A 25,028-nucleotide genomic window follows, 5' to 3' on the forward strand; every position below is an offset into this window, starting at 1 on the left:
GACCCCATCTCGGGAGATTTCGTGAGTATCCACGCATAACACCTGCCCAACTGAGCAGGTGGCATGTATATCCCGAGCAACGCTCCTGGAATGACGAGGCGACCGGGCACCGGACAGACAGCGCGGGCATCCGCACGCGCCCCCCTGGCCGCCGAGCGGGCGCAGCCCGGTGGAGGGACGGAGAAACTGATGCAGGACACCACGAAAATGGCGCTGGCAGCCGCGGTCGCCGGAGGTTACGTCCTCGGCCGGACCAAGAAGGCCCGCCTGGCGTTCACGCTCGCCACCTACATCGCGGGCCGGCGCTTCGGCCTGGATCCCGGGCAACTGCTCACACAGGGACTCGCCAAGGTGCGCGAGCTGCCCCAGGTGGCGGAGCTCGGTGAGCAGCTGCGCGGCGAAGCCCTCGATGCCGGACGCCAGGCGCTCGGCGCCGCCGCCAACCGCAAGCTCGAAGACCTCGCCGGATCTCTCCGTGATCGGACGCTCAGCCTCACCAGCGGCGACAGCGGCGCGGGCGAGGAGGACGAGGAGGAGGAAGGGTACGAGGACGAGTACGAGGAGGAGCCCTACGAGGACGAGGCCGAGGAGGAGGGCGAGGAACAGGACGAGGACGAGGAGTACGACGAGGGGCCCGAGGCCTCCGCCGAGGAGGAGGAGGAAGAAGAAGAGGGCGAGGAAGAGGAAGAGGGGGAGGAAGAGGGGGAGGAACCGGAAGCGGAAGCCGACGAGGAACCGGAGGCAGAGGCCGAGGAGGAGCCGGAGGCTGACGAGGAACCGGAGCCGGCGCGGAAGCCACGCCGGAAGCGGGCCGCCCCGTCCACGTCGCGCGCCGCGAGCAGCGGCACACGCAGCCGCTCGCGCTCCACCACGTCGTCGTCCCGCAGCGGCGGAACGGCCGACAAGGGCACGAGTCGGGCGAAGAAGGCACCGGCGAAGAAGACCGCCGCGAAGACTCCGGCGAAGAAGGCCACGTCCAGAAGTCCGGCGAAGAAGACCACGTCCGGGACGGCCAAGAAGACCGCGTCCGGTTCCGGGGCCAAGAAGACCGCGGCGAAGAAGACCACGTCCAGAAGTCCGGCGAAGAAGACCGCCGCCAAGAAGTCCGCCCCCAAGAAGACCGCCTCCAGAAGCCCTGCGAAGAAGACCGCACCCAAGAAGTCGACGGGCTCGACGCGCAAGACGGCGGCCAAGAAGACGTCTTCCCGGTCCTCGCGGAGTAGGTCATGACAACGACAGAGAACAACAAGACAGAGAACAACACGAAGGACAGATCCGGCTTCGACATGCTCAAGGACGAACTGGGCAAGTTCCTCACGGCCCAGGCCGAAGGGCTGGCCGACAAGGCCTCCGGCAAGATCGGCGATGTCACGGACAAACTGGGCGACGTCGCGGAGAACGGCGGGAGCCTGGCGGACATCGGCGGGCGCATGTTCCAGGGGGACTCCCCCCTCAAGGCCATCGCCGGCAGCAAGCTCTCGGGGCTGAAGGACAAGGTCACGGACGCGGCGTCCGGGCTGTTCGGCAAGGGCAAGGGCAAGGGCCGGAAGGGTAGCACCAAGGCGACCAACATCATCGAGTTCATCGACGTGGGCGTGCCCCTGCGGACCGCGTACGACCACTGGACGCAGCTCGAGGACTTCAGCGACTTCGCCAAGGGCGTCCGCAGCGTCTCCAAGGGCGACGACACCTCGAGCGACTGGAAGGTCAAGATCGCCTTCTCCACGCGCGGCTGGAAGGCCACGGTCCAGGAACAGGTGCCGGACGACCGGATCGTCTGGAGCTCGGACGGCGCCAAGGGAACCGTCCGCGGCTGCGTGAGCTTCCACGAACTCGGCCCGTCCCTCACGCGCATCCTGGTCGTCGTGGAGTACTACCCCTCCGGTTTCTTCGAGAAGACCGGAAACATATGGCGCGCCGGCGGCCGCCGTCTGCGTCTCGACCTGAAGCACTTCGACCGCCACGTGACCCTGGGCAACGAGGAACCCGAGGGCTGGCGGGGTGAGATACGCGACGGCGAGGTCGTCAAGACGCACGAGGAGGCGATGGAGGAGGAGGAAGCGGAGGAAGGCGAAGAGGGCGACGAGGACGAGGAAGGTCAGGAGGGCTACCGGGACGAGGACGAAGGCGAGGAAGGCGCGTACGACGAGGACGGCGAAGCGGACCAGGACGAGGAGGACGAGGAGGAGGACGGCGACGACGGGGCGTACGAGGACGAGTACGACGAGGACGAGCCGGAGGAGGAAGAGGAGGAAGACGAGTACGAGGACGAGTACGAGGACGCCGGCAGGAAGTGACGCGGACCGCGGCATGTGCCCGCCCCCGGTGGGTATCGCGGAACCGGCCGGAATCCGACCCGAGCAACCCGAGCAAGGAGACGCCATGCCTCGTGGTGCGAGCCCCGAACGCGAGCGGCAGTACGAGCACATCAAGGAGAGCGCCGAGGACCGCGGCGAGAGCACCGAGCGGGCCGAGGAGATCGCCGCGCGCACCGTGAACAAGGAACGCGCCCGGGCAGGCGAGTCGAAGACCGCCGGCCGGACCTCCCTCGAGGACATGTCGTCGTCACGTCGCGGCGGGCAGCGGTCCCACCGGGGCGCGCAGGGCCCGACGAAGGATCAGCTCTACAACGAGGCCCGGCAGCGCGGCATCGAGGGCCGCTCGAAGATGGACAAGGCGGAGCTCAAGCGGGCTCTGGGTCACTGACACGCTCGGGCTCCGGGTGGCTGACACGCTCTGCGCCACCGAACGCCACCGAACCCCCCGCACCCGCCGTCCGGGCGCCGCCGGTCGTACCACCCGCGACGGATCCTGGAGCCGTTCGTCGCGCGCCCCCGGTCGCCTGTCCGCACCCGAACCCGCGGTACCCGTGCGGACAGGCCCTGCGCCGTCGATAATCGGTGCGTGACGCGCACCCGCGAAGGACGGCCCGCCCCCTCCGCGCTGACTGCCGCTCAGGACGGTCGGCGCCCGCGCGCTGCCGTGCCGACGCCGTACGGCCGTCCCCCGGCCCGGCGACCGGTGCCCTCCCGCGCCGCGCCTCCCGTACCGCCCCCGCGTCACGCCCTGCCCTGACCCGCTGGACGACTCGCCCGCTCCACTCCCCCGGAGGTACTCGTGCGGATGTTGATCAACGTGCCGGAGAGCGTCGTCGCCGACGCGCTGCGCGGCATGGCCGCGGCCCACCCCGAACTGACCGTCGACGTCGAGAACCGCGTGGTCCTGCGGCGCGACGCCCCCATGGCGGGCAAGGTGGGGCTGGTCTCCGGCGGCGGATCCGGGCACGAGCCCCTCCACGCGGGGTTCGTCGGGCCGGGGATGCTGGCGGCCTCTTGCGCGGGCGAGGTCTTCACCTCCCCCGTGCCCGACCAGATGGTGCGGGCCGCCGCCGCGGTGGACAGCGGGGCGGGGGTGCTGTTCGTCGTCAAGAACTACACCGGCGACGTCCTCAACTTCGAGATGGCCGCCGAGCTCGCCGAGGACGAGGGCGTCCAGGTCGCCAAGGTCCTGGTCGACGACGACGTGGCCGTGACGGACAGCCTCTACACCGCCGGGCGGCGCGGCACGGGCGGGACCCTCTTCGTCGAGAAGATCGCCGGAGCGGCCGCCGAGGAGGGCGCGCCGCTGGAGCGGGTCGAGGCCGTCGCCCGCCGGGTCAACGAGCGGTCGCGGTCCTTCGGGGTGGCGCTGAGCGCCTGCAGTACCCCGGCGAAGGGCAGCCCCACTTTCGAACTCCCCGATGGCGAGCTGGAGTTGGGTATCGGGATCCACGGTGAGCCCGGCCGCGAGCGGCGCGCGATGATGACGTCGCGGGAGATCGCCGACTTCGCCGTGGACGCCGTCCTGGAGGACCTGCGACCGTCGGGTCCGGTCCTGGCCCTGGTCAACGGCATGGGTGCCACCCCCCTGCTCGAACTGTACGGATTCAACGCCGAGGTCCAGCGCGTGCTGGCCGAACGCCGCATCCCGGTCGCCCGCACGCTGGTGGGGAACTACGTGACCTCGCTCGACATGGCCGGCTGCTCGGTGACGCTCTGCGAGGTGGACGAGGAACTGCTGCGGCTGTGGGACGCGCCCGTGCAGACGGCGGCCCTTCGCTGGGGCCGGTGACGCCTCGGGCGGCACCCGGCGCGCCGAACTCCCGCGCTCCCGAACTCCCCCACCGCAGCCGACCCCAGTGAGGTGACCGCAGTGCCCGAGCCGACCGCCCCCGACACACCCGGCGCATCCTCCGACGCACCCGACTCCCCCGGAACACCGGGCGCACCAGGCGCATCCCCCGACGCCGCGTCCGGGACGTTCGGCGCCGCCTTCTTCATCCGGTGGCTGGCGCTCGCCGCGGCCGCCGTCGACCGGGAGGCGGACCGGCTGACCGAGCTGGACTCCGCCATCGGCGACGCCGACCACGGCGCCAACCTGAAGCGGGGCTTCGCCGCCGTCACGGCCGTACTGGAGAAGGAGCCGCCCCCGACGCCGGGGGCCGTCCTCCTGGCCGCGGGACGGCAGCTCATCTCCACGGTGGGGGGCGCGTCCGGGCCTCTGTACGGGACGCTGCTGCGCCGGACCGGCAAGGAACTGGGCGACGAACCGGCCGTGAGCCGGGCCCGGTTCGCCGAGGCGCTGGACGCCGGGGTCTCGGCCGTGGCGCGGCTCGGCGGGGCGCAGGCCGGCGACAAGACCATGCTCGACGCCCTCCTGCCGGCGGCCGAGGCACTGGGCGAGTCCTTCGGTGCCGCGCGGGAGGCGGCCGAGCGGGGCGCCCTCGCGACCGTGCCCCTCCGGGCCCGCAAGGGCAGGGCCAGCTATCTCGGCGAGCGTTCCGTCGGGCACCAGGACCCCGGAGCCACCTCGTCCGCACTGCTGATGGCCGCGCTCGACGAGGCGGCGGCATGACCGGGCAGGTCGGCATCGTCCTCGTCTCCCACAGCGGGCCGGTGGCGGCGGCCGTCGCCGCACTCGCCCAGGGTCTGGCCGGAGGCGGCCCGTCCGCGCCGATCCTGCCCGCGGGCGGCACTCCGGACGGCGGTCTCGGCACCAGCGCGGAGCTGATCGCCGCGGCGGCCGAGGCCGCGGACCGCGGCGCGGGTGTGGCCCTGCTCGTCGATCTGGGCAGCGCCGTCCTCACCGTCAAGGCCCTCCTCGCCGAGGGCGACGAACTGCCCGCGGGGGCCCGGCTGATCGACGCGCCGTTCGTCGAGGGAGCCGTCGCCGCCCTGGTGACGGCGAGCGCCGGCGGGGACCTGGACGCCGTGGAGGCGGCGGCCTCGGAGGCGTACACCTACCGGAAGGCATGAGGCCCGGCGGGCGGCCCGACCGCCCGTCACGGGCCGTGCCGGCACACCACCGTGTTGTGATGTACCTGGTCAACGCACTAATGTCGCAGGGCCTTGGTGTACGGGAAACCGGTGCAGTACCGGTGCGGCCCTCGCCACTGTGATCGGGAGGTCCGGCTCCACGCCCTGGGAGGTCCCCAGGGAAGCCACTGCACCACCGCGGGCTGCCGCGGGCGGTGTGGGAAGGCGGAGTCCGGGCGTCATGACCGTCAGCCAGGAGACCGGCCAAGGTGCGTTGTCCATCCACGAGGTGCTGGAGAGGGTCTCCCAACCATGCATATAGCCGAGGGGTACCTGCCCCCTGTGCACGCGGCCGCCTGGGGCGTCGCAGCCGCCCCCTTCGTCGTCCACGGTGTCCGTGCGCTGACCCGTGAGGTGAAGGCCAATCCCGAGTCGACGCTGCTGATCGGCGCCTCCGGCGCCTTCACGTTCGTCCTGTCCGCCCTCAAGATCCCCTCGGTGACGGGCAGTTGCTCGCACCCGACCGGTACGGGGCTGGGCGCCGTCCTCTTCCGGCCGCCCGTGATGGCGGTACTGGGCACCATCACCCTGCTGTTCCAGGCACTGCTCCTGGCGCACGGCGGGCTGACGACCCTGGGCGCCAACGCCTTCTCGATGGCGATCGTCGGCCCGTGGGCCGGGTACGGGACGTACCGCCTGCTGCGGCGGTTCGACGTCCCGCTGATGGTGAGCGTCTTCTTCGGCGCCTTCGTCGCCGACCTCTCCACCTACTGCGTCACCAGCGTGCAGCTGGCGCTGGCGTTCCCCGACCCGGGCAGCGGCTTCGCCGGGGCGCTGGCGAAGTTCGGCGGCATCTTCGCCGTCACGCAGATCCCGCTCGCGGTCAGCGAGGGCCTGCTGACGGTGCTCGTGATGCGTCTGCTCGCGCAGTCGAGCAAGGGGGAGCTGGCCCGGCTGGGCGTGCTCCTCCCCGCGGGCCGGAAGAGCGAGAGCACGGAGGCGGTCGGCCGATGAGCAGGAACGCGAAGATCAACACGCTGCTGCTGCTCGTGGTGGCCGCGCTGGCGGTACTGCCCCTGCTGCTGGGGCTGGGCGACCACAAGGAGGAGCCGTTCACCGGCGCCGACGCCGAGGCGGAGACCGCCATCACCGAGCTCCAGCCGGACTACGAGCCGTGGTTCAGCCCGCTCTACGAGCCGCCGTCCGGCGAGATCGAGTCGGCGCTGTTCGCGCTCCAGGCCGCGCTCGGCGCCGGTGTCCTCGCGTACTACTTCGGCCTGCGCAAGGGCCGCAGGCAGGGCGAGGCCCGCGCGGCGGCCCAGGCGACACCGGACGGCACGACGGCGCCCTCCGGCGCTCCGGCGGAATCCCCGGCGAAGTCGGCGACGGCGATGTCCGTGAAGCCCGCGGCGGCGCCGCCCGGCGACGAGTAGTCACGGATGCTGCCGATCGACGCGGCGGCGCACAGCAGTCGCTGGCGCCGCCGTCATCCTGCCGAGAAGGCCGTTCTCGGCTTCGGTCTCACCCTGTGCGCGGTGTGCCTGCCGCCGTGGCCCGGCGCCGTGCTGGTCGCCGCGGCCACGCTGGCCGTGCTGCTCGGACCGGCCGGCGTGCCGCGACGTCAGCTGTGGCGGGCGTTCCGGATCCCCCTGGGCTTCTGCGTGACGGGCGCGGTCCCGCTGCTGTTCGAGGTCGGCGGGGCCCGCGGGCTCGTCGCCCTCGCTCCGGACGGACCCGTGCACGCGGGCGAGTTGCTGCTGCGGACGTCGGCCGCGTCGCTGGGGGTCCTGCTGTTCGCCTTCACCACGCCGGTCTCGGACGTACTGCCCCGGCTCGTCCGCGCGGGTGTGCCGGCCCCGGTCGTGGACGTCGCCCTCGTGATGTACCGGATCGGCTTCCTGCTCCTGGACGCCATGGCCAGGATCCGGCAGGCGCAGGCGGCCCGGCTCGGGCTCACCACCCGCGCGGCGACCTGGCGTTCGCTGGCCGGGCTCGGCGCGACCGCGTTCGTCCGCGCCTTCGACCGCGCCCAGCGGCTGCAGACCGGGCTCGCGGGGCGCGGGTACGACGGCACGCTGCGGGTCCTGGTGCCCGAGGCCGCGGTCTCGGGCCGGTTCCTCACCGCGTCGGCCGGCCTGCTCGCCGGGCTCGTCGCGCTCACTCTCGTACTCGAAAGGTCCCTGCGTTGAGTTCTCGGTCCGCGGTCGTGGAGCTGGTGAAGGCGGGATTCGCCTACGAGGACGGTCCCGCCGTCCTCGACGGGATCGACTTCGCCGTGCCCGAGGGGCGGGCGACGGCGCTGCTCGGCCGCAACGGCAGCGGCAAGACGACCCTGATGCGGCTGCTCAGCGGCGGGCTCCGGCTCGGCGGCGGCACGCTCCGGCTGGACGGCGAGAAGGTGTCGTACGACCGCAAGGGGCTGACCCGGCTGCGGACGACGGTGCAGCTCGTGGTGCAGGACCCGGACGACCAGCTCTTCGCGGCCTCGGTCGGCCAGGACGTGTCCTTCGGGCCGATGAACCTGGGCCTGCCGGAGGAGGAGGTACGACTGCGGGTCCGCGAGGCGCTGGAGGCGCTGGACATCGTGGCCCTGGAGGACCGGCCGACGCACCTCCTCTCGTACGGGCAGCGCAAGCGGGCGGCGATCGCGGGGGCGGTGGCGATGCGCCCGCGGGTCCTGGTCCTGGACGAGCCGACGGCCGGGCTCGATCCGCATGGGCAGGAGCGGCTGCTGGAGGTACTGGGCCGGCTGCGGGACACCGGTACGACCGTGGTGATGGCCACGCACGACGTGGATCTGGCACTGCGCTGGGCGGACGACGCCGCGGTGCTGTCGCCCGAGGGGCTGCGGACCGGGCCGATCGCCGAACTGCTCGGCGACGACGCGCTGCTCGCCGCGGCCCGGCTGCGCCGCCCCTGGGGCATGGCCGTGACCCGGGTACTGCGCGGCCACGGCCTGCTGGCACCGGACGCGCCGGGTCCGCGGACGGCGGAGGAGCTGGACGCGTGGGCGGAGGTACGGGGGCGGGCCTGAGGGCCGCAGGGCCCGTCCCGCCGGGCCCGCGGCGTCCCTGGGGGGCTGTCCCGTCACCCGCGGCGCGGAGGTGCGCCCACCCCGATCTCGGATCCGAAGCCCGGTCGGCGATTCCGCTCAGACGTCGTGTGCGCCGCCCTCGTCCCGCTCCGCCGCCTCGGCGACACGCTTGATGCGGGCCAGGCGCCGGTCCCAGTCGGCCGCGAGGGTCGCCATCCAGCGGGCCGTCGTGTCCAGGGCCGCGGGCCGGACCGCGTACCGCACCTCCCGTCCGACCCGGCCGCCGGACACCAGTCCGGCGGCGTCGAGCACGGCGAGGTGCTTGACGACGGCCTGCCGCGAGACGGGGAGCTCCGCGGCGAGCGTGGTCGCGGTCGCCTCCCCCCGCGCGGCCAGCAGGTCGAGCAGCCGCCGTCTCATCGGGTCGGCCAGCGCGCCGAGGACGACGTCGACGACCTCGGCGGCGCCGGGCACCTCCTCGGTCACGGGGAGGGCTCCTCCGCGCGCTCGCGGAGCGCGTCGAGCTCCAGCGGCCAGCCCTCGGTGTGGTCCTTGTGGTTCCGGCTGCGCAGGTCCTCCGACCCGGCCAGCGCGGCGAACCCGCTCTCGACGACACGCAGGCGGGTCTTGCCACCCTCCGCGGTCAGCGTGAACTCGACCAGGGTGCTGTTCTCCTCGCGCAGTTCCTCTCCGGGGAAGGCGCTGGTCCAGCGGTACGCCAGGTAGCTCGGGGGCCGCACCTTCTCGACGCGCACGGGGAAGTCGCCGTGCTCGGGGTTCCTCGCCACCATCGTCACGCCCTCCTCGGCCACCGTGCCGGGCAGGCTCGCCTTGTCGGCCACCCAGAAGCCGGGCTGCGCCACCAGGGTCCAGACGCGCTCCAGGGGCGCCTCGATCAGGGTCTCGCGTTCGATCCGGTCCTCGCTCATGACGGACTCCGTTCCTCGACACCATCAGATGCAACTCCAGGGTTGCACGTCGCGATCCGAGACGCAACCCAGAGGTTGCACGACGGCGCGCCGCGCGTTGCGCACATCACGCGACCCTCGTTATGCAACTAGTTGCACAAGCGCCCTCGGGTCGTCTACAACAGACGGTGACGACCCTGCGCGAGGAGGCGCCCGATGGCCCCGACCACCCCGTACCCGCACCTGTTGAGCCCGCTCGACCTCGGGTTCACCACCCTGCCCAACCGGGTGCTCATGGGCTCCATGCACGTCGGCCTCGAGGAGGCCGAGCACGGATTCGAGCGGATGGCCGCCTTCTACGCCGAGCGCGCCCGGGGCGGAGTCGGCCTCATCGTGACCGGCGGCATCGCGCCGAACGAGGCCGGCCGGCCCTGGGACGGCGGCGCCAAGCTCACCACCGACGAGGAGGTCGCCGAGCACCGGCTGATCACCGACGCCGTGCACGAGGCCGGCGGCCGGATCGCGATGCAGATCCTGCACTTCGGCCGGTACGCCTACCACCCCGGCCTCGTCGCGCCCAGCGCGATCCAGGCGCCGATCAGCCCCTTCGTCCCGAACGAGCTGACCGACGCCGAGGTCGAGCAGACCGTCGAGGACTACGTCCGCTGCGCCGAGCTGGCCAGGGCCGCGGGCTACGACGGCGTGGAGGTGATGGGCTCCGAGGGCTACCTGATCAACGAGTTCATCGCGGCCGCCACCAACCGGCGCACCGACCGCTGGGGCGGCAGCTACGAGAACCGGGTCCGCTTCCCGCTGGAGATCGTCCGCCGCATCCGCGAGCGGGTCGGCGAGGACTTCATCCTCGTCTACCGGCTCTCCATGCTGGACCTGGTCCCGGGCGGCTCCACGCTGGACGAGGTGGTCGCGCTCGCCAAGGAGATCGAGGCCGCCGGCGCCACCATCATCAACACCGGCATCGGCTGGCACGAGGCCCGCATCCCCACCATCGCCACCTCGGTCCCGCGCGGCGCCTACACCTGGGTGACGAAGCGGCTGATGGGCGCGGTCTCCGTCCCGCTGGTGACGAGCAACCGCATCAACACCCCCGAGGTCGCGGAGCAGATCCTCGCCGAGGGGCGCGCCGACATCGTCTCGATGGCCCGGCCCTTCCTCGCCGACCCGGACTTCGTCCGCAAGGCCGCCGCCGACCGCGCCGACACCATCAACACCTGCATCGGCTGCAACCAGGCGTGCCTGGACCACACCTTCAGCCTCAAGATCACCTCCTGCCTGGTCAACCCGCGCGCCTGCCACGAGACCGAGCTCGTCCTCTCCCCCACCCGCCTCGCGAAGCGGATCGCCGTGGTCGGCGCGGGCCCGGCCGGCCTCGCCTTCTCCGTGTCCGCCGCCGAACGCGGCCACCGGGTCACGCTGTTCGACGCCGCGGGCGAGATCGGCGGGCAGCTGAACGTCGCCAAGCGCGTGCCGGGCAAGGAGGAGTTCAACGAGACCCTGCGCTACTTCCGCACGCAGCTCGACGCCCTCGGCGTCGACGTCCGGCTGGACACCACCGTGGCGGCCGCCGATCTCGGCGACTTCGACGAGGTGGTCGTCGCCACCGGCGTCACCCCGCGCGTCCCCGAGATCGAAGGGATCGACCACCCCAGCGTCGTCAGCTACCTCGACGTGCTGCGCGACGGCGTCCCGGTCGGCGAGCGGGTGGCCGTCCTGGGCGCCGGCGGTATCGGCTTCGACGTCGCCGAGTTCCTCACGGACGGCGGCGAGGGGGCGAGCCAGGACCCGGAGACGTACTTCCGGCAGTGGGGCGTCGACACCTCGTACGAGACCCGCGGCGGTCTGCGGACCCCCGAGCGGCCCCGTCCCCCGCGCCAGGTCCACCTGCTCCAGCGCAAGACCTCCAAGGTCGGTGCCGGCCTCGGCAAGACCACCGGGTGGATCCACCGCGCCGAGATGAAGCACCGCGGCGTCGCCATGGTCGCGGGCGTGACGTACGAGCGGATCGACGACGAGGGCCTGCACATCACCCTGGACGGCGAGCCGCAGGTCGTCCCCGTCGACACCGTGGTCCTCTGCACCGGCCAGGAGCCGCGCCGCGGCCTGTACGAGGAGCTGGTCGCCGCGGGCCGCACCGCGCACCTGATCGGCGGCGCCGACGTCGCCGCGGAGCTCGACGCGAAGCGGGCCATCGACCAGGGCACCCGCCTGGCGGCGACCGTCTGACCGCGGGCGCGGGCCCGGCACGTCCACCCGGGCGGCCCGGCCCGCGCCCTCCCTCCGCCCCCGCCGGCCGGCCGGGCCGCACCACCCGGATGCGATACCGGGCATGCCGCGTCGATCGGGCCGGGTCCCGCCGGGAGCCCGGCAGGACCGGCGAGACACCCTCCTAGGATGCGTCCATGTCCCTCCCGCACGCGATCCTGACCGCGCTGCTCGAGAAGCCGTCCTCGGGTCTCGAACTGACGCGCCGCTTCGACCGGTCGATCGGCTACTTCTGGTCGGCCACGCACCAGCAGATCTACCGCGAACTGGGCAGGCTGGAGCAGGCGGGCCACATCCGCGCCCTGCCGGCCCCCGTGCCGGCGCGCGGGCAGAAGAAGGAGTACGAGGTCCTGCCGGCCGGCGTCGGGGAGCTGACGGCATGGGTGGCGCGCACGGAGGACCCGAAGCCGCTCCGGTCGGCGCTGCTGCTGCGGATGCGGGCGGCGGCCGTCGTCGGGGCGGCCGGCATGAGGGACGAGCTGGAGCGCCATCTCGACCTGCACCGTGCGCAGTTGGAGGAGTACCGGGCCATCGAGGAGCGGGACTTCCCGCCCGCCCGCCGGGAGAGCGGGCCGGACCGCCTCCGGCATCTCGTCCTGCGGGGCGGGATCGACCTGGAGCGCTTCTGGGTCGAGTGGCTGACGCACGCGCTGAGCGAGCTGCCGGAGGAGCCCGCGGAGCGGTGACGGCCGTGCCGGGATCCGTATCCACGGAGGGACGCGCCCGGCGCCGCGGGAGCGGGTGGCCGGCGGCCGGATCGGGCGGGTCCGCCCGGCCGGTTGTGGATACTGGGCGGTAGGAGATCCACGACCGGAAAGGGCGGGCATGGCCGACGACTTGGAGCACCGCGCGACACGTCACGCGGTGGTCATCGGGGGAAGTCTCGCGGGCCTGCTGGCCGCGCGGGTGCTGAGCGAGCACGCGGAGAAGGTCACGGTCGTCGAGCGCGACCGCTTCCCCGAGGGCCCGGACGCCCGGCCCGGCGTCCCGCAGAGCCGGCACATCCATGTGCTGGTGGAAGGCGGACAGCGGGCCCTGGACGAACTGCTTCCGGGATTCACGAAGGAGCTGGGCGAGCTCGGCAGCCCCGTGGTCGGGATGCCGGCGGACATGGTGCAGCTGCAGGACGGCCGGTGGTTCCGCCGCACGGCCGCCTCGACCTCGCTCTTCACGGGGCCCCGGGCCCAGCTCGAATGGCTGGTGCGGCGCCGGGTGCTGGCCGATCCCCGCATCGAGACCGTGCAGGGCACCGAGATCGTGGGGCTGGTCGGCGACTCCTCACGCGTGCGCGGGGTGCTGCTGCGCGAGCGGGGTGCGGGCGCGGACCGGGAGACGCGGTCGCTGGCGGCCGATCTGGTCGTGGACGCCTCGGGCCGGGGCTCCGACGCCGCCGACTGGCTCGCCGCGATCGGCGCCGAGCCGCCGCACGAGGAGACCATCGACACCGGTCTCGGCTACGCGACCCGGGTCTACCGGGGCGCGGAGGACGCGTCGTCGGACGCGCTCGGCGTCAACATCGTGCCCAACCCCCGTCAGACGTACGGGGCCGTGATCGTGCCGGTCGGCGAGGGCCGTCACCTGGTGACGTTCTCCGGGCTGCGCGACGACGTGCCGCCTTCGGACGAGGCGGGCTTCGAGGAGTTCGCGAAGCGGCTCCCGCATCCGCTGGTCGGCGAGTGGCTGGCGAAGGCCGAGCCGGAGTCCGCCGTCTTCGGTTTCCGCAGGACCGCCAACATCCGGCGCCGCTACGACCTGCCCGGTCGCCGGCCGGCCGGGTTCCTCGCGACCGGCGACGCGCTGTGCGCCTTCAACCCGATCTACGGGCAGGGCATGTCGGTGGCCGCGCTGGGCGCCGTGGCGCTGCGCCGCGCGCTGGGCGACACGCGCCGTACGCCGACCACTCGGGCGGTGCAGAAGGCCCTGCTGGACGCCTCGCGGCAGGCGTGGGACATCTCGGCGGGCGCCGACAAGAAGATGCCGGGGGCCACGGGCAACGCGACGGGCTCACGGGTGGTGGACCGGCCCGTCGGGTGGTACCTGCGGCGCCTCCAGGAGCGGTACGCCGGCGATCCGCTGGTCGGCGCCGCGTTCCGGTCGGTCCTCACCCTGACGGCGCCGATGTCGGCGTTGTTCGCCCCGGCGGTGGCACGGGCGGTGCTCTTCGGGCCGGTCCGGGAGACGCCCGCGGAGCCGCCGCTGCGGCGCGAGGCGGCCGCGGGGCGGTGAAGCCGGACGGGGGCCGTCGGAAGCGTGCTTCGGTGCGCCTCCGGAGGCCCTCCGGGCCCGGCGGGTCGGTCCCTCGTCCACCTTGCGGCGCGCGGTGGCGGTGCCCGGCCCGCGGGTCACACTCCCGGCGCGGCGGCGATCACCCCGGCCGCGATCGCGGCGCTCAACTGCGCGTAGTCGTCGGCGTTCTGGCCGGCGTAGCGGATCGCGAAGTCGGCGATCGCCCGGTCGAAGACGTCCGAGGAGCCGAGGTAGCCCGCGATGGCGATGCGGTCGCCCGAGCGGGCGTGGGCGCGGGCCAGTGCGACGCCGCAGAGGCGGGCGTAGGCGCGCAGCATGGACGGGGACATCGTCTCGACCTCGGCCGAGCCCTTCATGTCGCGCAACTGGCGCCAGTAGAAGTGGCGTTGTTCGGGTCCGGTCATCCAGCCCAGGAAGATGTCGCTGGCGGCCTGGGTGAGCCGCTGTCCCGCGACGACGCGATGGCCCTGGTGGGCGTGGACGCTCGGCGGCAGGTACGGCTCCAGGACCGAGCGGCCGGCCTCCTTGATCTGGAGCATCAGCGGGTCGCCGTCGTCCCGGCCCTGGAGGAGCAGGATGAAGCAGCGGGTGCCGACGCTGCCGACGCCGACGACCTTGCGGGCGGCGTCGACGAAGCGGAACCGGTCGAGCAGCAGACGGCGCTCCTCGGACAGCGAGCTGCGGTAGTCGCTGAAGATCTTGCCGAGGCCGACCCGGTCGAGGTCCCCGGCCCGTTCGAGGAGCGGCGGGTCGTCGACGATCCGGCGGGCGCCGGACTCGTCCGTCTCGGTGAGCTTGGCGAGGGCCTGGAGGCTCGTGCGGCGGCGGGCGCGGGCGAGGCGGCCCTCGACGCGGGCGCGCCCGCCCCGCACGAGGGGGGCCAGCTCGTCGGCGTCGATCCGCTCGTACCAGACGGCGAGCTCGCCCAGTCCGGCCAGCCGTCTCATGGCGGTGCGGTACGAGGTGGCGGCGGCCAGGGCGGCGAGGTGGGCCTTGGCCTTGGTGTTGCCGTTCTGGAGGGCGGCGGCGACGACGCTGGCGGCGAGCCGCTTCACGTCCCATTCGAAGGGTCCGGGCAGGGTTTCGTCGAAGTCGTTGACGTCGAAGAGGAGCGCCCGTTCGGGTGAGGCGTAGACGCCGAAGTTGAGCAGGTGGGCGTCTCCGCACAGCTGCACGGTGAGGCCGGTGTGGGGCTGGGCGGCGAGGTCCGCGGCCATCACGGCGGCGGCGCCGCGCAGGAACGCGAAGGGCGAGACGGCCATCCTGCCGTACCGGATCGGTACGAGCTCGGCCAGCCGGTCGACGGACTGCCGCTCCAGGACGGTCAGCGGGTCGGGCCGCTGCGAGGAGGGTATCCAGCGGCCGTGCGAGGAGCGCGGCACCCGCTTGCGGGCCGCCCGGCCGGTCTCGGCCCGCTCCGACGGTGTGGTCATCCGGCATCACCGCCTCGTTCGCCGCCATCACCAGTGGCTTCATTAGAAGCTCAGTCGCTCGTTTCGGCCACTCTCACCGGCCCCCCTTCCAAAGTGGTTTAGACCAATGATAGGAATTGATCACCGAAGCGGCCCATGCGGTCACGCTGAGCAAGTAGAGAGGGTCTGATCATGGCCGAGCCCGATCCCGAACAGATGGCGACGGTTCCGCTCTACCTCCGGGTCGCCGGCGCCCTGCGGGACGACCTCGCCGACCGGCACATCTCCCCCGGCAGCCGGCTGCCGTCCGAACGGTCCCTGGCCCACCGTTACCACGTGAACCGGCAGACGGTGCGCAGCGCGCTCCAGCTGCTGCGCGAGGAGGGCCTCGTGGTCACGGACCGGCGGGGCACCTTCGCGGCCGGTGCCGGACACGCGGCTCCCGCGCCCGCTCTGACGGTGCGTCGGCAGCACTTCCCCGGCGGCACGGAGGCGGCCGAGGCGCTGGTCCGCGCGGCGCTGGGGTGGGAGGTGCCGCCCACCGCGCTCGCGGGCCGGCTGACGCTGGTGCCGGGCGAACCCACCCTCGTCCACCGGCATGTGGTGCTCAGTCCGGGCGGAACGCCGTTGCAGCGCTCCGTCTCGTGGTTCTCCCGGCCGGCCCTCGCGGAGATCCCGCAGCTCGGCCGGTACCGGCGGGTCACCGGCTCCGCGCAGCAGCCCGACCTGAGGCTGCTCTACCACTGGATGCACCAGGCGGGACTGCGGCTGACCCGGCGCGAGTCGATCGCCGTGCCGCACGGGCCCGCCACCGGCGTCGGCGCGGACGACGCCCGGCTGGTCGTCCACCGGGTGGTGAGCGACCAGCACGGGCACGCGCTGGAGATCACGGACATCGACTTCGCGGCCCATGCCGCGCCCTGGACCTACGAGTTCTCGGCCTGAGCCGTGGACTCCGGTCCCGGACGGGGCCGTTCGCGGGGTGTCAGACGATCCCCTCGGCGATCTCGGCCTCCTCGCGCGCGCTGCCGTACGCCGACGGCGTGCCGTACGAGCGGCGGGCGACGTACCACCACAGGGTGGCGAGGACGAGCACCACGGCGAGCGCGATGGCCGCGTAGTTCATCGAGTCGATGGTCACCGGGGACTTCTGCGGCAGGCAGAAGAGGACGGTGACGAGAGCCACCCAGATCACGGCGGTCCAGCCGATCGGCCGGCTCCACCGGCCCAGGCTCCACGGGCCCGGAGTGAACCGCTTGCCCGCCCGCAGCCGCAGGTAGATCGGAATGGCGTAGGCGGGGGTGATGCCGATGACGTTGATGGCCGTCACGGCTCCGTAGGCGGTGGCGGAGTACAGCGAGGGCACCGCGAGCAGGGCGGCGACGGCGACCGAGAGCCACACGGCCGGCACCGGGGTCTGCGTGCGGCTGCTGACCTTGCGCCAGAGGGCCGACCCGGGAAGGGCGTTGTCGCGGCTGAAGGCGAACACCATCCGGCTGGCGGCGGCCACCTCGGCGTTGCCGCAGAACAGCTGGGCCACGATCACCACGAGCAGCAGGGCGGTGGCACCGCCGCTGCCGAGCGCGTCGAGCAGGATCTGTGCGGGCGGGACGCCGGTGGCGCTGTTCTGGGTGCCCACGTAGTCCTGGATCGCGAAGGTCAGCCCGGCGAGCAGCGCGAATCCGGCTATCCAGGAGACCCAGATGGCCCGGACGATGCCCTTGGCCGCGCTGACCGAGGCGTTGGAGGTCTCCTCGGACAGGTGGGCGGAGGCGTCGTAGCCGGAGAAGGTGTACTGCGCGAGCAGGAGCCCGATCGCGGCGACGTAGAGCGGGTTGGCCCAGCCCGTGTCGTTCACGAACTCGGTGAAGACGAACTCCGTCGACTGGTGGTGGTCCGGGACGATGGCGAGGGCGCCGACGATGAGCGCGACGCCGCCGAGGTGCCACCAGACGCTGACCGAGTTGAGGAGGCTCACCAGCCGGACGCCGAAGAGGTTGAGCACGGCGTGCAGCAGCAGGATCACGAGGAAGATCACGAAGGTGCCGCCGGGCGTGGGCACGATGCCCCACTGGAGGTTGAGGAAGGCTCCGGTGAAGAGCGCGGCGCCGTAGTCGATGCCCGCGATCGCGCCGAGCAGGCCGAGCAGGTTGAGCCAGCCGGTGTACCAGCCCCAGCGGCGACCGCCCAGCCGGTCGGCCATGTAGTAGAGCGCGCCGGAGGTGGGGTACGCGCTGGTGACCTCCGCCAGCGCCATGCCGACGCAGAGCACGAACAGGCCGACACCCGCCCAGCCCCACAACATGACGGCGGGGCCGCCGGTGCCCAGGCCGAAGCCGTAGAGCGTCATGCAGCCGGAGAGGATGGAGATGACGGAGAAGCTGATGGCGAAGTTGCCGAAGCCGCCCATGCGGCGGGCGAGGACGGGCTGGTAGCCGAGCTCCCTGAGTCTGGCCTCCTCGTCCTGGGCCGTGGGGGGCCCCGGTGCCGTGTCGACGGGGACTGTGCGGGACATGCCAATTACCTCCGGGGAAGGGGTCGGGCGGGGTGTTCGGAACCGGGGAGCGGCGCGACGAGGCCGGGTGTCAGCCGTCGAGGCAGCGGGCGCGGGCCCGCAGGAAGACCTCCTCGGCCAGCACCCGGTCGTCGGGGCGGGCCGTCCGGTAGGCCCACGGCAGCACCGTGTAGTACGGGCCGAGCGCCTCGAAGACGCGGGCCGCGTCGGCGAAGCGCAGGGCGCCGAAGAGGGCGTGGGCCAGGTGGTTGAGGTCGAGGAGCGAGGCCTCGTCGGTGGCGCAGAAGAGGAACCAGGTGTCGAGCGCGCGCTGCGCGTCGCGCACGGCGTCCTCGGCCACCCAGTGCAGGTCGAGGGCGCGCTCGTGACCGCGCTCGCGCCGGTAGCGCTCGACCCGGACATAGAGCGGGAGGGCGTGCAGGGCGGAGCCCGGCGGGGCCGAAGCGGCGGCCCACTGGACGTAGTTCACGGCCTCGGCGAGCGGTCCGGAGCGCCGGGCGTAGAGGAACTGGAGCATCCGGTGGTACGCCTCGCGGTTGTGCGGGTCGCGCTTCTCGGCCTCGGCGAGGAGTCCCCAGGGGCCTGGCGGGAGCATCGGCGCCGGGGGGCGCAGCCGGTGCTCCTCCATTCGCTGCCGGTCGTCGAGGGCCGCAAGGGCGAGCAGGCAGATCCAGGGCACCGGGTCGTCCGGGGCCGCCGACGTGGCGTGGCGACAGGCCGTCCACGCCTCCTGCCACAGCTCGCGGGTCCGGGCGTGACCGGCCCGGTGCGCGCGCACGGCCCGCTCCACCACGACCCGGGTGTGCATGACGGTGGCGGCCACGCTGTCCGGCTCCTCGGCGCGCCAGGCCTGGACGACGTCGGTGCCGGCGGCGACCGCGGCGAGCACCTGGGTGCGCTGGGTCCAGCCGGCCCAGCCGTCCGTCTCCTCGAGTAATCGGGCCATGGCCACCCAGCGGCCGGTCCGCAGGTCCTGGACGGCGTTGCGCAGGGCGTGGTCGTGGCCCGCCGGATGGTAGACCGGCCGGAAGCCGTGCCCGGCCATCAGGGCGCGGAGCGTGCGGTGGGCGACATGGGGTGTCCTCGGTGGGGTGGAGGGGGTGGTCAGTCCCCCCGGTGGGGCGTCCCGGCCGTTGATCGGCGATCACTATAGAGGGCTCTGGACGATCGAGGTCCAGTTTCATATCTGATCGTAACTATCCAGCCACGGACCGAATTTGACTTTCAGTCAGCTGCGCAACGCAGCTGACATGAACGCCGTCGGCGGCTTGACGGGTGGGGCCGGCTGCACCAGGATTTCCGCTTCGATGATCACGGCAGGCGGCGTCCCAGGATCACGGCGGCCCGCCTCCGAGGACGGGAGCACGAGGATGACGGGCCCGGTACTCGCCGTGGACCAGGGCACTTCGGGGACCAAGGCGCTCGTCGTCTGCCCCGAGCGGGGTGTCATCGGAAGCGGCTCGGCCCCGGTACGGCCCCGCTACCTGCCCGGCGGCCTCGTCGAGGTCGATCCGCGCGAACTGCTCGACTCCGTGATCGCCGCCGGTCGCGCCGCGCTCGCCGAGGCGGGCACCCCGGTCGTGGCCGTGGGCCTGGCGAACCAGGGTGAGACGGTGCTGGCCTGGGATCCGGCGACCGGCGAACCCCTCACCGACGCCCTCGTCTGGCAGGACCGCCGCGCCGCCGAGCTGTGCGCGGAACTGGCCGTGCACGGGGATTCGTTGCGGCAGTGGACCGGGCTGCCGCTGGATCCGTACTTCGCCGCCCCGAAGATGGCCTGGATCCGCCGCCACCGCACCGGCGCGGGCGTGGTCACCACCAGCGACGCCTGGCTCGTCCACCAGCTCACGGGGGGTTTCGTCACGGACGCCGCGACCGCGGGCCGTACCGGACTGCTCGACCTGGACACCGTGTCGTGGTCCGCCGACGCCCTCGACGTCTACGGTCTCGGCGGCGAACGGCTGCCCCGGGTCGTCGACGCGGACACCCGCGTGGGCACCACGACCGCGTTCGGCCCGCCCCTGCCCCTCACCGGGCTGCTGGTGGACCAGCAGGCCGCGCTGCTCGCGCAGAGCGTCACCGAACCGGGCGCCGCCAAGTGCACGTACGGCACCGGCGCGTTCCTGCTGGCCCAGACCGGCCAGCGCCCCCGCCGCGGGGACTCCGGCCTGGTCAGCTGCGTCGCCTGGCGGCTCGCGGGCCGGACCAGCTACTGCCTCGACGGCCAGGTGTACACCGCGGCCTCCGCCGTGCGCTGGCTCACCGACCTCGGGGTGATCTCCGGGGCCGAGGAGCTCGACGGCGTCGGCGGCTCGGTGCCGGACACGGGCGGCGTCACGTTCGTGCCGGCGCTGGCGGGGCTCGCCGCGCCGTGGTGGCGCGGCGACGTCCGCGGGTCGCTCACCGGACTCGGCCTGGACACGACCGGCGCCCATCTGGTCCGCGCCCTGTGCGAGGGCATCGCCGCCCAGGTGGCCGAACTGGCCGACGCGGCGGCGTCCGACCTCGGCGCGCCCCTCACCGCGCTACGGGTGGACGGCGGCCTGACCAGGTCCGCGCTGCTGATGCAGACACAGGCGGACCTCCTCCGGCTGCCCGTCGAGGTCTCGGCCCTGCCCGACGCGACGGCGCTGGGCGCCGCCGCGGTCGCCCGGCTCGGTCTCGATCCCGGCCTCGCGGTCCACGAGGCCGTACCGGACTGGAAGCCGTCGGCCGTCTACGAGCCGCGGATCACGGCGGCGGAGGCGGGCGAGCGCCGGGCGAGGTTCCGCGACTCCGTGGCGGCCCTCCTCGACGCGGGTCCGGCGGAGTGACGGCGGAGCGGTCCCGGGACACCGACCGCCGCCCGGACGGCGAACGGTGCGTGGGCGTGGACGGACACAGCGGCGCCGGGACACGGACGGAAGGGCGCGGGCCGGCGTCACAGGGCGCCCCGGGGGTGGGTGCGTGAGGCGCGCGGCAGCGGGGCGCGGGAGCACGGACCGGGCCACCGGGGAGGGGCTCGTCACCCGCGGGGGTGCGCTGCCCGACTCCGGCTCGCCCGGCGCGGAGTACGACGTCGTGGTCGTCGGCGCCGGCGTCGTCGGCTGCGCCGTGGCCCGGGAGCTCGCAGGTCACTCCCTGCGTGTCGCCCTCGTCGAGGCGTCCGGAGACGTCGGCGACGGCACGTCGAAGGCCAACACCGCGATCCTGCACACCGGTTTCGACGCCGTCCCCGGCTCACTGGAGTCCGGGCTCGTCCGCGAGGGGCGGCGCCGGCTCGCCGCGTACGCGGCGGAGACCGGCATCCCGGTCGAGCCGGTCGGCGCGCTCCTCGTCGCCTGGGACCAGGAGCAGCTGGCCGCGCTCCCGCGCCTCGCGGACAAGGCCGCGGCCAACGCGTACCGCGCCACCCGGCTGCTGGGACCCGACGAGCTGCGTGCACGGGAACCCCACCTGGGGCCCGGCGCTCTGGGCGCGCTGGAGGTCCCCGGCGAGTCGATCGTCTGCCCGTGGACCACGACGCTCGCGTACGCCACCCAGGCGGTCCGCTCCGGAGTCGACCTCCATCTGAACTGCCCCGTGCGGAACGCCGACCCGGGCCGCCCGCACCGGCTGCACACTCCTCGCGGCACGCTGGGCGCCCGGTTCGTGGTCAACGCCTGCGGGCTGCACGCCGACACGTTCGACGCACTGTTCGGCCGGCACGACTTCCGGGTGACGCCGCGCCGCGGACAGCTGATCGTCTTCGACAAGTTCGCGCGCGGGCTGGTCCGGCACATCCTGCTGCCCGTCCCCGGCGCGCTCGGCAAAGGGGTGCTGGTCGCCCCGACGGTGTACGGGAACGTCATGCTCGGTCCGACCGCGGAGGACCTGGACGACAGGACGGCCACCGGGTCGACCGCCGAAGGGCTGGCGGCGCTGCGCGCGCAGGGCCGCCGGATCCTGCCCGCGCTCCTGGACGAGGAGGTCACGGCCGTCTACGCCGGGCTGCGGGCCGCGACCGAAGTGGACGACTACCGGGTGTCGGCCCGCCCGGGCCTGCGCTACGTCACGGTGGGCGGCATCCGGTCCACGGGGCTCACGGCCTCGCTCGCGATCGCGGCGCACGTGGTGGGGCTGCTCCGCGACGCCGGACTGAGGACCGGCGAGCCGCGCCCGCGCACCCCGATCCGTATGCCGAACCTGGGCGAGGCGTTCCCCCGGCCGTACCGGGACGCCGAGCTGATCGCCGGGGACGGCGCGTACGGCAGCGTCGTGTGTCACTGCGAGCGGGTCACCCGCGGGGAGGTCCGGGACGCGTTCGCCTCGACGATCCCTCCCGCCTCCCTGGACGGCCTGCGCCGTCGCACCCGGGCGCGGGGCGGGCGGTGCCAGGGATTCCACTGCGGTGCGACGCTCCGCTCGATGCTGGAGGAGGCGGGGCGGCCGTGACCGGGGACCTGGAGCGCGGCGTGGACGTCCTCGTCGTGGGGGCCGGTCCCGCCGGGCTGGCCGCCGCCGCCCGGCTGGCCGCCGCGGGGGCAGGGCGGGTGGAGGTGCTGGAGCGGGAGCAGCGTGCCGGCGGCGCGCCGCGGCACTGCGCGCACGGCGGCTTCGGCCCGCTCGACGGGCCGGGCTACGCGCGGCGCGCGGTCCGTACGGCACTGCGGGCAGGCGCCACGATCCGTACCGGTGTCACGGCCACCGGCTGGTCCGGGCCGCTGACGCTGGACGTCACCGCTCCCACCGGCCTGGAGCGGGTCACGGCGCGGGCGGTGGTCCTGGCGACCGGCGCCCGGGAACGGCCGCGCAGCGCACGGCTGGTGCCGGGGTCGCGGCCGGCCGGTGTGCTGACGACCGGCGAACTCCAGCAGTCCGTCGCCCTGTTCGGGCTGCGCGGCGAACGGCTCGGCCGCCGTGCGGTCGTGGTCGGCGGGGAGCCGGTGGCCGCTCACGCGGTGGGGGCCCTGCGCCGGGCCGGGCTCGACGTGGTCGCGCTCGTGACCGAACTGCCCGGGGGACCGGGCCGGTTCGGCGCCGTCACGCCGCCGCCGCTGGTCGCCGGCGCGACCGTGACCGAACTGCTGGGCCGCGGGCGGCTCACGGGTGTGGGGGTGCTGCGCCGTGACGGGCTGCGGGGCGTGATCCGCTGCGACACCGTCGTCTTCACCGCCGACTGGATCCCGGAGCATGAACTGGCCCGCTCCGGTGGGGTGCCGCTGGACCCGGGGACCCGGGGGCCGGCCGTGGACGGCGCGTTCCGTACGGCGTCCGCGGGCGTCTTCGCCGTCGGCAACGTGCTGCGGGGCGTGGAACCCGCGGCCTGGGCCGCGGCCGAGGGGCGGGCCGCTGCCGACGCCGTGCTGGACCTGCTCGCCGGGCGGGCCGCCGAGGACCCGGGGGTGCCGGTGGTGGTCGAGGGGCCGCTGCGCTGGGCGTCGCCGAACCGGATCACGGGCGCGGGCCACGGCCGCCCGCTCTTCGTCCGGGCGGCGCGGCCGCTGCTCCGGCCGGTGGTGACGGTGACCCAGGACGGGCGCGTACTGGACCGCCGTCCCGTTCAGGGCACGGCCGGGCCGTCGCGGTCGGTGCGACTGGGGACCGCGTGGTCGCGTGCGGTCGATCCGGCGGGCGGGCCGCTGGTGATCCGGGCCGAGGACTGAGCCGCCCGGAGTCCCCGCCCCTGCCGGCTCGGGAACGGCGCGGGCCCGTCAGTGGCCTGGTCCTGTGGCATGTGTCCGGACCCGTTGACCACCCCTCGCTCCACGCCTCATGCTCATGACAGAAATCTCTCCCATCCCTTCTTCCCCACGGAGGTGTCATGGTCCGGCGCACGGTCAGATCCCTGCTCGGCCTGGTCCTGCTGGTGGTCACCGCCCTCGCGGGCACGGTCGCCACATCGGGTACCGCCCATGCCGACGAGTGCTACACCTGGGGCCGCACGCTCTCCTCCGGCATGTCCGGGGCGGACGTCACGCAGCTGCAGATCAGGGTGGCGGGCTACCCCGGCTACGGCGCCGTCCTGGGCGTCGACGGCGCCTACGGCCCGGCCACCAAGGCCGCGGTGACCCGCTTCCAGCAGGCGTACGGCCTCGCCGCCGACGGTGTCGCGGGACCCGCGACCTTCGCCAAGCTGTACGCGCTGCAGGACGCCGACTGCACACCCCTGCACTTCACCTACGCCGAGCTGAACAAGTGCAACGGCGACTTCTCGGGCGGCGCCGTCGGCGCGGCCACCGCGAAGTCCAACGCCCTGCGCGCGATGTGGAAGCTGGAGGCGCTGCGCCACGCGCTCGGGGACGTGCCGATCTCGGTGAGCAGCGGCTTCCGCTCGTACGCCTGCAACTCGGCGGTCGGCGGCGCCTCGGACAGCCGGCACCTGTACGGCGACGGCATCGACCTGACCGGCTCGCCCTCCCTGTGCACGCTGGCCAAGCAGGCCCGCAACCACGGCTTCAACGGGATCCTGGGCCCCGGCTACCCGGGCCACGGCGACCACGCCCACGTCGACACCCGGTCCTCCCGCTTCTGGTCGGCGAGCAGCTGCGGGATCTGAACCGGTCGGCCAGACTGACCGCATGCAGGACAAGCGCAGCGCCGGGCTCCTTCTCTTCCGCGAGGCGGCGGGCGGCGGCATCGAGGTGCTCATCGGCCACATGGGCGGACCGTTCTGGGCGTCGAGGGACACCGCCGCCTGGTCCGTCCCGAAGGGCGAGTACGGCCCCGAGGAGACCCCCGAGGCCGCCGCCCGCCGCGAGTTCGAGGAGGAGCTCGGACTGCCGGCGCCCGCGGGCGAGCGGATCGCGCTCGGCGAGACGCGGCAGGCGAACGGAAAGACCGTCACGGTCTGGGCCGTCGAGGCCGATCTCGACCCGGCCCGGATCGTGCCGGGGACCTTCACCATGGAGTGGCCGCGCGGCTCCGGCGTCCGCCGGGAGTTCCCCGAGATCGACCGCGTCGGCTGGTTCTCCCCGGAGCGGGCGGCTCCGCTCCTGGTGGCCGGTCAGCAGGTCTTCCTCGAACGCCTGGTCACGCACCTGACCGGGCGGGGCGAGCCTCCGTTGTCAGACCCGTAGGAGAGGGTGGAAGGCGCCAATCTGTCGAGAGGGAGCCCGACATGACCACGATCACCGCCCGTGAGCGCGCCGCTGCCCAGGCGTACCTTCGTCTGCTGGAGTCCACGCAGGCGGTCCTGACCGATCCGCGCCTCGCCCCGTACGCCGGGGCCATGCTGACGAACCCCATGGCCGAGGCGGACGCGGCCCTGCGCGCCGCCGGCCTCGACGGCAACGAGGCCCATCTCCTGCACCTCGTCTCGGCCCTGCGCGCGTCCCCCGCCGAGGAGCGCGGCAGGGCGGGGTGAGGGGCCGGCGCCGC

General features: G+C 73.7%; 25 protein-coding genes and 1 riboswitch. Of the genes, 20 read left to right on the forward strand and 5 right to left on the reverse strand.

Annotated elements, in window-relative coordinates; translation table 11 throughout:
• The first annotated feature begins 189 nt into the window (after positions 1-189).
• The 10 genes from ACGFZF_RS32455 (at position 190) to ACGFZF_RS32500 (ending at position 8,328) form a co-directional block, all read left to right on the forward strand.
• A complete protein-coding gene (locus tag ACGFZF_RS32455) occupies positions 190-1,230 on the forward strand; it encodes a histone protein (RefSeq protein ID WP_393560043.1) in 1,041 nt (346 codons plus the stop codon).
• Positions 1,227-2,297, forward strand: a complete 1,071-nt coding sequence (locus tag ACGFZF_RS32460) for an SRPBCC family protein (RefSeq protein ID WP_393560045.1) — start codon at positions 1,227-1,229, stop codon at positions 2,295-2,297. The genes ACGFZF_RS32455 and ACGFZF_RS32460 overlap by 4 nt, the downstream gene beginning before the upstream one ends.
• A gap of 85 nt (positions 2,298-2,382) precedes the next feature.
• Complete coding sequence (locus ACGFZF_RS32465) at positions 2,383-2,706, forward strand: plasmid stabilization protein (protein WP_393560047.1); 324 nt, start codon at positions 2,383-2,385, stop codon at positions 2,704-2,706.
• A 411-nt stretch (positions 2,707-3,117) separates the two neighbouring features.
• Positions 3,118-4,110 (forward strand): dihydroxyacetone kinase subunit DhaK, encoded by a 993-nt coding sequence (gene dhaK / locus ACGFZF_RS32470; protein WP_393560049.1) that lies wholly within the window; start codon positions 3,118-3,120, stop codon positions 4,108-4,110.
• A gap of 207 nt (positions 4,111-4,317) precedes the next feature.
• Entirely contained in the window at positions 4,318-4,893 is a 576-nt protein-coding gene (dhaL, locus tag ACGFZF_RS32475) for a dihydroxyacetone kinase subunit DhaL (RefSeq protein ID WP_393560231.1), read from the forward strand.
• Positions 4,890-5,294, forward strand: a complete 405-nt coding sequence (locus ACGFZF_RS32480; protein WP_393560051.1) for a PTS-dependent dihydroxyacetone kinase phosphotransferase subunit DhaM — start codon at positions 4,890-4,892, stop codon at positions 5,292-5,294. Before dhaL ends, ACGFZF_RS32480 begins: the two co-directional genes overlap by 4 nt.
• A 49-nt stretch (positions 5,295-5,343) precedes the next feature.
• Positions 5,344-5,578: riboswitch (cobalamin riboswitch) on the forward strand.
• Between the two features lie 28 nt (positions 5,579-5,606).
• Positions 5,607-6,308 carry an energy-coupling factor ABC transporter permease gene (locus ACGFZF_RS32485; protein WP_393560053.1) on the forward strand — a complete coding sequence of 234 codons (702 nt, stop codon included), beginning with the start codon at positions 5,607-5,609 and terminating at the stop codon, positions 6,306-6,308.
• On the forward strand, positions 6,305-6,727 hold the full coding sequence (locus ACGFZF_RS32490) for an energy-coupling factor ABC transporter substrate-binding protein (protein WP_393560055.1): 423 nt from the start codon (positions 6,305-6,307) through the stop codon (positions 6,725-6,727). The genes ACGFZF_RS32485 and ACGFZF_RS32490 overlap by 4 nt, the downstream gene beginning before the upstream one ends.
• Positions 6,728-6,733: 6 nt before the next feature.
• Positions 6,734-7,483 carry a cobalt ECF transporter T component CbiQ gene (cbiQ, locus tag ACGFZF_RS32495; RefSeq protein WP_393560057.1) on the forward strand — a complete coding sequence of 250 codons (750 nt, stop codon included), beginning with the start codon at positions 6,734-6,736 and terminating at the stop codon, positions 7,481-7,483.
• Positions 7,480-8,328, forward strand: a complete 849-nt coding sequence (locus ACGFZF_RS32500; protein ID WP_393560059.1) for an ATP-binding cassette domain-containing protein — start codon at positions 7,480-7,482, stop codon at positions 8,326-8,328. Before cbiQ ends, ACGFZF_RS32500 begins: the two co-directional genes overlap by 4 nt.
• A gap of 117 nt (positions 8,329-8,445) precedes the next feature.
• On the opposite strand, the gene ACGFZF_RS32505 is transcribed toward ACGFZF_RS32500, so the two are convergent.
• Complete coding sequence (locus tag ACGFZF_RS32505; protein WP_393560061.1) at positions 8,446-8,814, reverse strand: ArsR/SmtB family transcription factor; 369 nt, start codon at positions 8,812-8,814, stop codon at positions 8,446-8,448.
• The gene (locus ACGFZF_RS32510) at positions 8,811-9,257 is read right to left on the reverse strand and encodes an SRPBCC domain-containing protein (RefSeq protein ID WP_393560063.1); all 447 of its coding nucleotides are present in this window, start codon (positions 9,255-9,257) and stop codon (positions 8,811-8,813) included. Before ACGFZF_RS32510 ends, ACGFZF_RS32505 begins: the two co-directional genes overlap by 4 nt.
• A gap of 195 nt (positions 9,258-9,452) precedes the next feature.
• Here ACGFZF_RS32510 and ACGFZF_RS32515 point away from each other — a divergent pair, with 195 nt between their 5' ends.
• The 3 genes from ACGFZF_RS32515 to ACGFZF_RS32525 all read left to right on the forward strand — a co-directional run bounded on the left by ACGFZF_RS32515 (position 9,453) and on the right by ACGFZF_RS32525 (position 13,742).
• Complete coding sequence (locus tag ACGFZF_RS32515) at positions 9,453-11,477, forward strand: FAD-dependent oxidoreductase (RefSeq protein WP_393560065.1); 2,025 nt, start codon at positions 9,453-9,455, stop codon at positions 11,475-11,477.
• A gap of 176 nt (positions 11,478-11,653) precedes the next feature.
• On the forward strand, positions 11,654-12,202 hold the full coding sequence (locus tag ACGFZF_RS32520) for a PadR family transcriptional regulator (protein WP_393560067.1): 549 nt from the start codon (positions 11,654-11,656) through the stop codon (positions 12,200-12,202).
• A gap of 139 nt (positions 12,203-12,341) precedes the next feature.
• Entirely contained in the window at positions 12,342-13,742 is a 1,401-nt protein-coding gene (locus tag ACGFZF_RS32525) for an FAD-dependent oxidoreductase (RefSeq protein WP_393560069.1), read from the forward strand.
• 116 nt (positions 13,743-13,858) lie between these two features.
• On the opposite strand, the gene ACGFZF_RS32530 is transcribed toward ACGFZF_RS32525, so the two are convergent.
• A complete protein-coding gene (locus ACGFZF_RS32530) occupies positions 13,859-15,196 on the reverse strand; it encodes a DUF2252 domain-containing protein (RefSeq protein ID WP_393560071.1) in 1,338 nt (445 codons plus the stop codon).
• Positions 15,197-15,367: 171 nt separating this feature from the next.
• Here ACGFZF_RS32530 and ACGFZF_RS32535 point away from each other — a divergent pair, with 171 nt between their 5' ends.
• A complete protein-coding gene (locus ACGFZF_RS32535; RefSeq protein WP_393560074.1) occupies positions 15,368-16,120 on the forward strand; it encodes a GntR family transcriptional regulator in 753 nt (250 codons plus the stop codon).
• Positions 16,121-16,160: 40 nt separating this feature from the next.
• On the opposite strand, the gene ACGFZF_RS32540 is transcribed toward ACGFZF_RS32535, so the two are convergent.
• Together ACGFZF_RS32540 and ACGFZF_RS32545 are read right to left on the reverse strand one after the other, a co-directional pair.
• Positions 16,161-17,690 carry an amino acid permease gene (locus ACGFZF_RS32540; protein ID WP_356605316.1) on the reverse strand — a complete coding sequence of 510 codons (1,530 nt, stop codon included), beginning with the start codon at positions 17,688-17,690 and terminating at the stop codon, positions 16,161-16,163.
• Between the two features lie 70 nt (positions 17,691-17,760).
• Complete coding sequence (locus ACGFZF_RS32545; protein ID WP_393560076.1) at positions 17,761-18,735, reverse strand: hypothetical protein; 975 nt, start codon at positions 18,733-18,735, stop codon at positions 17,761-17,763.
• Between the two features lie 325 nt (positions 18,736-19,060).
• Between ACGFZF_RS32545 and ACGFZF_RS32550 the strand changes: the two genes are divergently transcribed.
• The 6 genes from ACGFZF_RS32550 to ACGFZF_RS32575 all read left to right on the forward strand — a co-directional run bounded on the left by ACGFZF_RS32550 (position 19,061) and on the right by ACGFZF_RS32575 (position 25,014).
• A complete protein-coding gene (locus tag ACGFZF_RS32550) occupies positions 19,061-20,503 on the forward strand; it encodes an FGGY family carbohydrate kinase (RefSeq protein ID WP_393560078.1) in 1,443 nt (480 codons plus the stop codon).
• A gap of 208 nt (positions 20,504-20,711) precedes the next feature.
• Positions 20,712-22,103: an FAD-dependent oxidoreductase gene (locus ACGFZF_RS32555; protein WP_393560233.1), complete on the forward strand. Its 1,392-nt coding sequence runs from the start codon at positions 20,712-20,714 to the stop codon at positions 22,101-22,103.
• Positions 22,100-23,314: an FAD-dependent oxidoreductase gene (locus ACGFZF_RS32560; protein ID WP_393560080.1), complete on the forward strand. Its 1,215-nt coding sequence runs from the start codon at positions 22,100-22,102 to the stop codon at positions 23,312-23,314. The genes ACGFZF_RS32555 and ACGFZF_RS32560 overlap by 4 nt, the downstream gene beginning before the upstream one ends.
• 158 nt (positions 23,315-23,472) lie before the next feature.
• Positions 23,473-24,207 (forward strand): D-Ala-D-Ala carboxypeptidase family metallohydrolase, encoded by a 735-nt coding sequence (locus ACGFZF_RS32565; protein ID WP_356605322.1) that lies wholly within the window; start codon positions 23,473-23,475, stop codon positions 24,205-24,207.
• Positions 24,208-24,229: 22 nt separating this feature from the next.
• A complete protein-coding gene (locus ACGFZF_RS32570) occupies positions 24,230-24,727 on the forward strand; it encodes an NUDIX domain-containing protein (RefSeq protein WP_393560083.1) in 498 nt (165 codons plus the stop codon).
• 41 nt (positions 24,728-24,768) lie between these two features.
• Complete coding sequence (locus ACGFZF_RS32575; protein WP_147979452.1) at positions 24,769-25,014, forward strand: hypothetical protein; 246 nt, start codon at positions 24,769-24,771, stop codon at positions 25,012-25,014.
• Positions 25,015-25,028: the final 14 nt, after the last annotated feature.

The organism is Streptomyces sp. NPDC048338, assembly GCF_043201055.1.
Classification (GTDB): domain Bacteria; phylum Actinomycetota; class Actinomycetes; order Streptomycetales; family Streptomycetaceae; genus Streptomyces.